The 12,228-nt window shown below is 47.9% G+C and carries 9 protein-coding genes; all 9 read left to right on the top strand.

Annotated features, from left to right (window positions below; genetic code table 11):
- The 9 genes from IDH44_RS09980 to IDH44_RS09940 all read left to right on the top strand — a co-directional run bounded on the left by IDH44_RS09980 (position 1) and on the right by IDH44_RS09940 (position 11,755).
- Complete coding sequence (locus IDH44_RS09980; RefSeq protein WP_317890154.1) at positions 1 to 873, top strand: carbohydrate ABC transporter permease; 873 nt, start codon at positions 1 to 3, stop codon at positions 871 to 873.
- Positions 874 to 944: 71 nt separating this feature from the next.
- Entirely contained in the window at positions 945 to 2,552 is a 1,608-nt protein-coding gene (locus IDH44_RS09975) for an extracellular solute-binding protein (protein ID WP_190917171.1), read from the top strand.
- Positions 2,553 to 2,671: 119 nt separating this feature from the next.
- Complete coding sequence (locus IDH44_RS09970) at positions 2,672 to 5,647, top strand: CBM96 family carbohydrate-binding protein (RefSeq protein WP_190917169.1); 2,976 nt, start codon at positions 2,672 to 2,674, stop codon at positions 5,645 to 5,647.
- 97 nt (positions 5,648 to 5,744) lie between these two features.
- Positions 5,745 to 6,578: an aldo/keto reductase gene (locus IDH44_RS09965; protein ID WP_190917167.1), complete on the top strand. Its 834-nt coding sequence runs from the start codon at positions 5,745 to 5,747 to the stop codon at positions 6,576 to 6,578.
- A gap of 337 nt (positions 6,579 to 6,915) precedes the next feature.
- The gene (locus IDH44_RS09960) at positions 6,916 to 7,239 is read left to right on the top strand and encodes an acyltransferase family protein (RefSeq protein ID WP_190917165.1); all 324 of its coding nucleotides are present in this window, start codon (positions 6,916 to 6,918) and stop codon (positions 7,237 to 7,239) included.
- 385 nt (positions 7,240 to 7,624) lie between these two features.
- Positions 7,625 to 8,017 (top strand): hypothetical protein, encoded by a 393-nt coding sequence (locus tag IDH44_RS09955; RefSeq protein WP_190917163.1) that lies wholly within the window; start codon positions 7,625 to 7,627, stop codon positions 8,015 to 8,017.
- Positions 8,018 to 8,090: 73 nt separating this feature from the next.
- The gene (locus tag IDH44_RS27375; RefSeq protein WP_190917161.1) at positions 8,091 to 8,645 is read left to right on the top strand and encodes a VanZ family protein; all 555 of its coding nucleotides are present in this window, start codon (positions 8,091 to 8,093) and stop codon (positions 8,643 to 8,645) included.
- Between the two features lies 1 nt (position 8,646).
- Positions 8,647 to 9,336 carry an ABC transporter ATP-binding protein gene (locus IDH44_RS09945; RefSeq protein WP_190917160.1) on the top strand — a complete coding sequence of 230 codons (690 nt, stop codon included), beginning with the start codon at positions 8,647 to 8,649 and terminating at the stop codon, positions 9,334 to 9,336.
- Positions 9,329 to 11,755, top strand: a complete 2,427-nt coding sequence (locus IDH44_RS09940) for an ABC transporter permease (protein WP_190917157.1) — start codon at positions 9,329 to 9,331, stop codon at positions 11,753 to 11,755. Before IDH44_RS09945 ends, IDH44_RS09940 begins: the two co-directional genes overlap by 8 nt.
- Positions 11,756 to 12,228: the final 473 nt, after the last annotated feature.

Here is a 12,228-nt window from a genome sequence, read left to right as displayed (position 1 = left end):
ATGCCTGCCATGCAAGCAAGTCTCGGCGAGCGGCTATTTCGCCTTGGCGTCATCCTCGCGCTGGGCGCCTTCGGCTTCCTGATGCTGGTGCCGCTGCTCAAGGTGGTGTCCACCTCCTTCAGCTCGCCGTACGCCGTCGACGCGGGCCGGGTGTTCCTGTGGCCGGTCGACTTCACCCTGGCCTCGTGGGCCAAGATCGTCGAGCGGACGGCGCTGTGGCGCTCGTTCGGCCTGACGGTCGTCGTCACGGTACTGGGCACGACGCTCTGTCTGCTGCTCACGGCGCTGATGGCGTACCCGATGTCCAAGCGGGAATTTCGCCCGGCTCGGCTGCTGGCCGTCATGGTCGTGATCACGATGATCTTCCGCTATCCGATCATTCCGTACTTTTTGACGGTCCGGGAGATCGGATTATACGATAATTTCTGGGTGCTGATTGTCCCCAATCTGCTGACCGCGTACAATCTGATTATTATGCGCACCTTCTTCCGGGAGCTGCCGCGCGAGCTGGAAGAAGCCGCCCAGATGGAGGGCTGCGGTTATTTCCGGACCTTGTTCCACCTGGTGCTGCCGATCTCCAAGGCGGTGCTGGCTACACTCGGTATCTTCTACGCCGTCATGCTGTGGAACCAGTTCATGCACCCGCTGATGTTCATCGACAATCAGCATCTGTATCCGCTTCAGCTGCGCCTGCGGGAGTATATGGTCAGCACGGAGTCGACGCTGGCCAGCGGCTTCGAAGGCAGCGTGCCGTACAACAATGCGACGCTGAAGGCCGCTACGGTGATCTTCGCCACGGTACCGATTTTGGCGGTGTACCCGTTCTTGCAGCAACACTTCGTCAAGGGTGCCACGCTCGGCTCCGTCAAGTAGGTCACGCAGGTCTAGAAGGTCTAGCAAGTCTAGCAACGTCAATTTAACACGAGAAAGAGGGATGTCAGCAGATGGCACACACACCACGCAGATGGGGATACGCCGCCATGGGCGCCGTACTGGCTACGGCGGTACTGAGCGGCTGCAGCGGCGGCAATGCCGGGGAGCAAAGCGACGGGAATCGGACGAATGCGGGGAACGGTGGCGACCCTGGCGGTCAGGGCAAGGCCGAGGAGACGCGCTATATCGAGGTATGGCGCAATCTGGACAGCACCTTCGCCATCGAAAAAGACGGCCCCTACTCCAAAATGGTGCAAGCCGATACCGGCGTCGGGCTGTACATGCCCTTCGTCGCCTGGAACAGCGGCAGCGCCTACGTGCAGAAGCTGAACACGCGCATCGCCAGCGGCGAGCTGCCGGACCTGTTCATGCCGTGGCAGGGCAACGAAGCCGCGCTGATGAAGCAGGGCGCGCTGGCCGACCTGACCGAGCTGCTGCCGGAGTACGCGCCGCATGTATGGGACCGTATCCCGCAGGAGGTGTGGGATGTGGTGCGCAGCGCCGACCCTTCCGGCGAGGGCCGCATCTACTACGTGCCGCTCGTCCAGACCTATACGTATTACGGTGCGTACATTCGACAGGATTGGCTGGACAATGTCGGGATGGAGCTGCCGCGGACGAAGGACGAATACGTCGAGGTGCTTCGGGCGTTTCGCGATCAGGACGCCAACGGCAACGGCGACCCGAGCGACGAGATCCCCGTGACCGGACGCGAGCAGGGCCGCTGGATGGATCATCTGTTCGGCATGTACGGCGTTGCCATGTGGGAGGGGCTGCCGATGTGGGACCTGTACGACGGCGAGCTGACCTACTCCGCGATCACGCCGAATATGAAGGCGGCGCTGGAATTTGCCCAGATGCTGTACCGGGAGCGGCTGCTCGACCCCAATACGTTCCTGAACAAAGGCAGCGAATGGACCGCCAAGATCTACAACGACAAGGTCGGCAGCTGGTACCACATCAATCAGGGCATGAACGTGCGCATCGAGAATATCGCCAAGGTCAACCCGGACGTCAACCTGGTCGCGCTCGGCCTGCCCGAGGTGGACGGCTACGACGGCTTCATCACCAATACGCAGATCAACCGCCCGATGTGGGTGATCGCCGACAAGGACGAGCAGACGACGATCGACGCACTCTCGCTGCTGGAATGGTCGGCCGACCCGGCTCATGCGGAGCAGGTGCAGCTCGGCGTCGAGGGGATGCACTACGAGGTGCAAGACGGCAAGCGCATCCTGCTGCCGAGCGACCCCGACCGGCAGGAGACCAGGATGCTGGCGAGCTTCATCACCGGCATGGACGAGGTTCAGCTCCAGGCCCAGTTCCAGCGCGATTCCTCGACGCCGGAGCAGCTGCGGGTCTTCGAGATGCGCGATGCGATCGTAGCGGAGATGCAGCCCTACGGCAAGACGGTCGCCGGGGACGGTATTCCTTCCTCCATCTATGACGGCTACTCCGATCTGAAGAACCATACGATGTACCAGGAATACATGAGCAAAATCATCATCGGCGAATGGCCGATCGACAAGTTCGACGAATTCGTGGACAAGTGGACCAAGAGCGGCGGCGAGGAGGTGACGGCGCGCGCCCGCGCATGGTATAACTTGATCGGCCGCTAATTGCGACGCCTCCCGGCACGGCGGTCAACCCGTCCTGCCGGGAAGCAATGGGGGCCTCTCTTTTGAGGATTATTGTAAGCGTTTCAAAAAAACATGCTGTATCTGGGAGGCGTGAAGGAATGATGAACTGGATGAGACGGATGCTGCCTTTACTGATTGTCGCCCTGCTGCTGCTGGCCGCGCCGCCGGCGCAACTGCGGGCCGACCCTGCCCCGACGTGGCGCAGCGCGCTGTATCCGGACGACTGGACGCCGGGCTATAGCGACGCCGAGGGCCGCTTCCTGCACGACTTCTCGTACGCCGGCTATGCCAAGGGGGAGCGCTCGATCCCCGATGTCGTCTATGGCTTGCACGTAGACGTCACGGCGGCACCGTACGCGGCCGACGCCGGAGGGACGGCTGACGCGACGGCCGCCATCCAGCAGGCGATCGACGACGTCGGCCTGGCGGGCGGCGGAGTCGTCTACCTGCCCCCCGGCACCTATCGCATCAAGCCGCAGGGCGCCAATCCTTACGCGCTGGCCATTCCGTACAGCAACGTCGTGCTGCGGGGCGCCGGACCGGAGCAGACCTTCCTCTACAACGACGACACCTATATGCGGCAGAAGAGCATCATTCTGATCAAGCCGCCGGAGGGAGACTGGTACGAGCCGGTCACCGACGCCGTCTATGCAACGTCCGACATACCGAGCGACTCGACGACCTTCGCCCTGGAGTCGGTGGACGACCTGCAGACAGGCGATTGGATCGTCGTGGCCGGCTCGGTCACAGAGGGCTTCATGGCGGACCACGGCATGGTCGGATACTGGAACACGTCGCTGCGTGGCCCTGCCTTCTATCGGCAGATCGCCGCGATCGACGAGACAGAGCGAACCGTCACCATCGATATCCCGACCCGCTACCCGCTCCTGGCGCGCGACGACGCGCGCGTCTACAAGGTGGCCCCTCATATCGCCGAGGTCGGCGTGGAGGACCTGTCCATCGGCAATCGGGAGAATACGAAGACCGGCTGGACGGGCACGGATTACAATACGGCCGGCACTGGCGCTTACGACGCGCATTCGAGCAATGCCGTCCTGCTAGTGCATGCTGTGGACAGCTGGGTGCGACGTGTGCACTCCTACCGCCCGGAGGTCAACGATGCCGATCATCACCTGCTCTCCAACGGCATCAAATCGCTGCGCACGCGCGGCGTGACCGTCATCGACTGCGTCATGTCCTCGCCCCAGTCGATCGCCGGGGGCGGCAACGGCTACATGTTCACCTCAGGCGGCAACGAAGGCCTGATTCAGGACAGCCGCGCTTCCTACGGCCGGCACAATTTCAGCTTCCAGCACATGGCCGCCAGCGGCAACGTGCTGTACCGCAATACGTCGACCGATCCGCTGCATGTCAGCGACTTTCACAATTTCCTGAGCATGGGCAATCTGTTCGACAATACGACGCTGCACAACGACACCATCGAATCGGTCTTCCGCAATTACGGCAGCGTGCTGGTGCACGGACAGACCGGCACGCAGAATACGTTCTGGAACACGCAGAGCTATGGCGGACTGCCGGGCTATCTGCAACAGACCGCCGTCGATTCGCGCCAATACGGCTACGGCTACATCATCGGCACGAGCGGCACCACGCCGGGGGTCAAGACAACACCGACGCAGATGAGCGGCGTCGAGACGGCGCCTGAGGACTGGGCCGAGGGCGTCGGTCTGGGCGAGACGCTCAGCCCGCAGTCGCTCTACGCGGATCAGCTCGCCAGACGGACCGGACGGACGCCTACGAATCCGCCCGCCCCCGAGCCGCAGATGCCCACCGGCTACCCGATCACCCAGGATGCCTATACGTACGGGGGGGCGCCGGATACGAATTACGGCACAGCCGTCAATCTAGCCGTCAAGGGCGACACTAATCCCGCCTACGTGCGCCGCGCCTATCTGAAGGCCGATGTGGCCGAGTGGGACAGCAGCGGCGGCGATGAGGCGGAGCTGCGCGTATACAGCGCGACGCCGGTCGATCCGGTCGACGTGCGCGTGTGGGGGCTGGCGGACGATGCCTGGTCAGAGAGCGCGATCACCTGGAACGATCCGCCCGATCCCGCCGGGCGCGTCTTGATCGGCGACGTGACCATCGCAGGCGCAGGCTGGTACAGCCTCGATGTCACGAGCTATCTCAATGGACTGGACCCGCAGCAGGCGGCGGCCTTCATGCTGGAGATCCCGGCCAAGTCGCCGGCCTACGTCCGGCTGCACGCCCGCGAGCAAGCGACGGAGCAGCCGTATATCGCACGGCTCGCCGATGATTCCGTCCGCCCGATCTGGCCGGTGCGGCCGGCGCTGGCCGGCAGCCAGACAATGCAGAGCCGCCTGACCGTCAATTGGCCGGCAGCTGTCGACGACCGCGGCGTGGCCGGGTACGAGATCTACCGGGACGGCGTGCTGCTGGATACGGTGGACGGCGATACGCATGCTTACCCAGTGAGCGGACTTAGTCCGGCGACCGCGTACGCCTTTGCCGTCCAGGCATTCGACGCGGCGGGCCATCGTTCGGGCGCGCTCGCGGGCGAGCTGAGCACGGCCCCCGACGACGGCCGCTACATGATGACGGACAATACGTACGTCACCGGCGGCCAGCACGCCGATACCAACTACGGGCAGGCCGCCGGCCTCGTCGTCAAGTCCGACCACAACAACAAGAGCTACGAGCGACGCGCCTACCTGCAGCTGGACATGGCGGATTACGAGGCGGCCAGCGCCGCCAGCGCGACCCTGTACGTGTACAAGAATACCGCGTCCGACCCGGTCACAGTGTCGGTATACGGGGTCGCGGACAATGCCTGGCAGGGCCAGACGCTGACCTGGAACACGCAGCCGTCCGCCGCGCTCCGCGTGACAGTCGGCGAGCTGGAGATGGAGGATCCCGGCTGGTACAGCCTCGACGTGAGCGCATTCGTGAACGAGCGCCTCGGCTTGGACCGCATCGCCTCCTTCGTGCTGCTGGGCCCGGAGCAGACCGTCAGCCCGTTCGTCAGCCTGGCGTCCAATCGGCATGCGGAGCACTATCCGTACGTGCGGATCGAAGCGCCCGGGGCATCGTAGGACGCGACCGCCTCGCGTCCCGCGTGCGCATTTGCGAGCGCGGCCCCGACTTTGGTATGGTTAGGAGGACACTGACCGACCAAGGAGGAGAATGACGATGCCGACTCATCTGGCAGATACGACAAAGCTGCACAACGGCGTTGAGATGCCCTGGCTGGGCCTGGGCGTATGGCGGGTGGAAGATGGGCAAGAGGTGGAGAGCTCAGTCCGCACCGCCATCGAGCATGGCTACCGCAGCATCGACACCGCCGCGGTATACGGCAATGAAGAAGGCGTGGGACGGGCGATTCGCGACTCTGGCGTGCCGCGCGAGCAGCTCTTCGTGACGACCAAGGTATGGAATGCCGACCAGGGCTACGACTCCGCACTGGCCGCCTATGAGCAGAGCCTGCAGCGGCTCGGGCTGGACTACGCCGACCTGTACCTCATCCACTGGCCGGTGAAGGGCAAGTACAAGCAGACGTGGCGCGCCCTGGAGCGGCTCTATTCGGACAAGCGCGTGCGCGCCGTCGGCGTCAGCAACTTCCACATCCACCACCTGGAGGATCTGAAGACAAGCAGCGAGCTCGTCCCGATGGTGAATCAGGTCGAATGCCATCCGCGTCTGTCGCAGGCGCCGCTGCGCGGGTATTGCCGCGAGCAGGGCATCCAGTTCGAGGCGTGGAGCCCGCTGATGCAGGGCAAGGAGCTGCTGGAGCATGAACTGTTCGTCCAACTGGCGGCCAAGTACGGCAAGACGCCCGCGCAGATCATCCTGCGCTGGGACCTGCAGCAGGGCATCGTGACGATCCCGAAGTCGATCACCCCGTCCCGCATTCGCGAGAACGCCGATGTCTTCGACTTCGAGCTCTCCGCCGAGGATATGGCGCAGATCGACACGCTCAACACCGATACCCGCGTCGGGGCCGATCCGGACAATTTTAATTTCTAAAATCCGATCTCGATAGTAAGCGAAAAACAGCAAGCACCGGTTCGAGCGAACCGGCGCTTGCTGTTTTCAGCTCGAAAATTTGACTTGCGCTTCCGCCCTATCTTCCGAATACGTGTTCCAGCTTATAAGCCCTCTATTTCTTCGATCACCTTCCTAGTATCCAAAATTTTTCTCCATAAAATGAAACATATTCAAAAAATGGACGTCTATTATTATAATATCTGGAAATCGAGAAGGAGATTCAGGCGGCGGAATTTGATAAAGGCCTGTTCAAGTTATTGGCCACGGCCACAGTTTCCGAGAATGGTTGGTTTATGCATCGAAGGGAGAAAACATAATGAAAGACCTTTCTAGTAATAATAAGTTGTTTTATTTAGATGGTCTAAGGGGACTTGCTGCACTAGTTGTCGTGATTTCACACTACATACAAGTATTTTATCCAGCAGCGTTGAATGGAAAAGCGGAACAAGCTCATTTTAAATGGGATACTTGGTACGGATATTCTCCTGTTAACTTATTTTATAATGGACAATTTGCCGTTTGTTTGTTTTTTGCGCTCAGCGGTTATGTGCTTAACGTCAAATTGTTTGATAAAAAGCTTGATGATAAAACCTTTCAAAAATTTTTATTTAATTATAATCTATTTATTGATATCTATTGAAAATAAGAATATTTTGTTATTTAATATATAAAAATATTTTTTAACATTTAAAAATAATTAGATTAATTATGGTCATGGTTGTGTCACCGAGAGAACTACAAGCTTTACAAACGAAACTATGGTAGTAACGGTTAGTTTCATTCTCACTTTACAACTATAACTAAATGTTAAAGGTGGTTTGTAGCCGATTAATTCTAGCGTACCACGAAATTAGTAAGACAAATCACAACATCAATAGGATAATAAAAACTATAATGGAAATTTACGTTTTACTTGTTGACTATTTCTAATACAATATGATACTCTAGTGGAAATATAAACTTGTTTTATATTCTAGTTGATATGCTGGCCAGCTGTCATATAAAAACATTGGGAGGTTACAAGTATGAAGATGAGGGTAAAAATTTTGGGGATAGCAGTAGTTGCATCTTTGCTAATAGGAGCTTTTTCGGTCTCCGCTTACTCCGAGAAATATTGGTTTGAAGTGCAAAACTATTTAAACGGAACCACCGTATTCAGCTTGGATAACTTGTCAACAAACACCAAAGTAAAGGCAGACACACTTAATTATGATAAAAGTATTAGCTCTAGCAAAGCAAAATTTACTGTGAATTTATACAAAAACTTTATAAATAATTATCCCGTCTCTACAACAGCAAACAATACACTTTATACGCTTGGATTTGGCACTGTTCCAGCAGGTAATTACACTCTTAATATTACAAAAAATGGGTCAGAAGGTCACTGGGTAAATGGAGAAGGGACTATAAATCAATAAATTCAGAAAAAACCTCAAGAACAAATCTAAAGCAAAAGATTTGTTCTTGAGGTTTTATAAAAGGAGAATCAACATGAGGTTGATTTATGACACGTTTTTATTTTCGATTTTATCAACTATTATTTATTTTATTTTCAAAATATCAACAAAAAAAATTAACAAAACTTTATGGAAAACTGAGTTAACTAAACTATCTTTTGTTTTCTATATTTCAGTCTTAATATTCATAATTTTAATATATAACACTGTTAAAACTGATTACCTTTTGTATAATTTCATTCCTTTAAAGTCCATATTAGATTATTTGAAAAACATTAATTTAAATGTTTCATTAAAGAATTTATTAGGAAATATAATTATTTTTTTTCCATTGGGTTTCTATTTTAAGTTTGGGTTTAAAATTATTCCAGTGCGAAGTTTGCTATATTATTCACTTATTATTCCTACAGTTTTTGAGTCAATACAATTTGTTTTTTATTTGCTTAACATAGGAATGAGAACAGTTGATATTGATGATGTCATACTAAATGGTCTTGGTATCATATGCGGATATTATCTGTCAAAAATAACTTTAGAAAAATGGATTTCTAGCTATAATACTAATCGCTCTCAACGAGGTGAAACATGATATGACATTGTTAATAAAAACAAATAATATATGTAAGAAATATAATAGTAACATTAATCAGTTTCAATTAAAACCTACTTCTATTTCATTTGAAAAAGGGAAAATTTACATCATTAAGGGACGGAGCGGTTCTGGAAAATCGACACTGTTAAATATTATTGGCGGTATAGATCGCCCTACCTCAGGAACTGTATTTTTTAATAACGAATCTTTTTATGATTTGTCAGATAATAAACAATCCGAAATAAGGAATAAAAATTTTGGATTTGTTTTTCAATCTTTTAATTTGATTCCTGAATTGACAGCAAAAGATAACATTTCCCTTCCAAAGCATTTTAATAAAAATATTAATATTAATGATAATAAAATAAATAGAATTGCTGAGGAATTGGGAATTAAGCATTTACTAAATAGTAAACCTTTTCAATTATCAGGAGGGGAGCAACAAAGGATAGCAATTGCGAGAGCTTTAATAACAACTCCTGAAATTATATTTGCAGATGAGCCCACTGGAAATTTAGACAATTTAAACAGTCAAAATGTTGCTAAATTATTAATTGATTTAGTATCAAACAGAAATGTAACCTTGATCTTAGTTACTCATGAAGAAAACCTAATTAAACATCAACACACCAAGTTTTTTATGCATGATGGAGAATTAAAATTGGAGGAAGGGGAAGACGATGCTTAGTCTCGCATTTAAGTTATTGATTTCACGAAAAAAATGGTTTTTGCTTCTAGTAGTCTGTTTTGCTCTTGTTATTTCTTCTGTTGTTGCAATTTATTCTTCAACAAAAACTATACAGACTAATTTGGTGAGCCAATCAATTCAACAGTACGGTGGATTTTCTGGAGTGGTACTGGGCGTTAAAAATGGAAGAGCAAATAAAAATCAATCAATTGAATTTGGTGAGTATAAATTAATCGATGCTTATAACATTCAAAATAACATTTCACTTAATATAGGATGGGCCGATAAAAAATATTTTGAAATAGGTGAAATATCACTTATTTCAGGCAGATTTCCTTTGGCTGAAAAAGAAATAATTGTTGAGTCATATTATTTGAAAGCATTAGATTCTACATGGAAAATTAATCAAACCAGAAAAATAAAAGTTGGAGATAAGAAGCTTTCACTTAAATTAGTAGGGATTGTTGAAAATTATTCATCAAGATGGATCATTCGTGACAACAAATATCCAAACTTTTTTTTATTTAATTCTAATCAAATAACAAAATCAGATAAAAGTAATTTTTTAGTAAAATTCATTAAAGAAAAATCTATAAATGAAAACATTAACATCCTACCAAAAGTTTTCGAAAACTATAATGATTACATTATTAATGATAATTTATTGTATTTCGGGTTAAGAGATTACGAAAAAATATCTGTATTATCCCTTGTTTTAGCAATTGCATTGTTAATTTCTTCATCGTTCTGCATAATTACTATGGTAACCTTTTTCAATATAAATCAAAAGAATAAATTCGCAATACTTAAGACGTTAGGTTGTTCAAATAATAATTTGCATTTAATATCATTTACACAAACTATTTATATATATTTTTCAGGAATAATAACCTCCATTCCCCTAATATTATTGTTTCACAGTTTAATTATCAAGAATTCATATGTTATTTCCGCTTTCAGCAAAACTATATTTTTAGACATTTTATTAGGAGTTATGAGTTGGATTTTTACACTTTTTATATTAGTAACATCTTTACATTTTTTATCTAATAAAAAAAATCAAAAGAATAGTATTAATGAAAATATAAAAGAAATAAACACAATAGATAATAAATACTCAAACATTATAGACGGAAATAAATTTTTCACTTTTAAACAACTATTGTTTCAATTTTTTACATATAGGAAGCAAAATATTTTATTTTTATTTACATTAAGTTTTTCAATAATTCTAATACTTCTATCAGTAACTTTTGCAAAAGAATCTCAGGGAATTTGGAATACCAAAGTAGATTTTTATTTAAATTCTCAGCAAATGATTGGTTTAAAGGTTATAAATGGACATTCAGTTGTTTTAAATAAAGGAAATTCTTTTACACCTAGTGAAGTTAGAGAAATCGAATCACTTAGAGGAATAAGATTTATAGAAAAATCTCCATATATGCTTGATGTTCACCCAGTTATTGATGATAATCTTTTAACTTCAACTCTTAAAACTTGGGTAAACGATTATAAATTTGAAAATGGGCAATATTCTTTAAAAGGAACTATCGTCCCTAACGTTAAATATGTTCTAGTTACAACTGAAGAATTATCAAAATTAACTTCAATTTCAAATAAAAAAGAATTAGAGAATATAGTTTTCATGCACATACCTGAGATTAAAAATGATGAAATAAAAATATTACAAGGTAAAAATATTAAATTATCAAGATCTACCTTAAATGAAAATGTAATAAGCACAGAAACCTGGGATTTTAAGATTTCAAAAATTTCAAATGATCCTTATGAAGTGAATTTTGATGGTACTTCTAATACAAATAATGAAGTAACAATTATATTGGATGAAAGAACAGCAATTGAAAAAAAAATTACACAAGGATACAGAGAATTAAAAATTTACACACATGATGAGTTGTCTAATAACGATGCTGCATTTATATACAACAAAATTAATGAATTAACCATAGGTGTGCCGGGTTCTCTTTTTCAAAATATATCAAATTTAATCTTTGAACGCACTCGAATTACTAATTTTTTAGATTTTTTAGGGAAACTCTCATTTTATATTTCAGTATCATTTTCTATTGTATCTTTTTCATTGGTTATATACGGAAAATATAAAATTCAAAAAAGGAAATGGGGAATTTATAGAACATTAGGAATGAGTACAAACAGACTTTTTTATTACCTATTAATAGAACTATTTGTTTACTATTGTTTATCATTATTAATAACTTTCGCAGTATATTTATTATATTTATTTTTAAATAAATTAGTTTTTTCTTTAATATCCTATATTTTCTTTTATATTTTAGTGATTTTTTTGGTTTTACTAATGATGATTGCCTCCGCACTAATAATTAGAGAAAAAATTACTAAAGATTCAATCTCCAAATTATTGAGAATTGAAGATTAAACGGAATCAATGTTCCAAGAAATGAGTTTAATTGACAACTGTTATTTAAAAACAATGAGATGACCAGTAGCCGCCGCCGCACCGCGGTGCCTGGCTTCGGCTGATAGGCGTGGAGATACCGCACACAACCATTTAACGTAAAAAGCCGTTAAAGATTGTCCGCAACCGCACAACTCAGTCGAATCTGGTAAACCCTTAGTACCCTGTTGAACCATGGACTGAACCGTCCAAATTAAAAATCGTTTGACGAATGTAACGGCACACTCTCGCTGCAATATTCACGATGTTTCGAATCAGGGTGCGAATTCGACGACGAAGGGTCCATCGTCTTCACGCAAACTTTCTCGGCTCACGATGCGAAGCAGATTGTTAAGTGAACAAACCTTAGTGCAAGTCCAGTTCATTGGTGCCGAGCTTACTGGCTGGGGGGTGTTCCAAATCCAGACCGGTTTTAAGCTCGCTGTGGTACTTCT

Source organism: Paenibacillus sabuli (assembly GCF_014705605.1).
Classification (GTDB): domain Bacteria; phylum Bacillota; class Bacilli; order Paenibacillales; family Paenibacillaceae; genus Paenibacillus_D; species Paenibacillus_D sabuli.
Note: the sequence above shows the minus strand (reverse complement) of the source record. Positions and strands in the feature narration are given on the sequence as shown.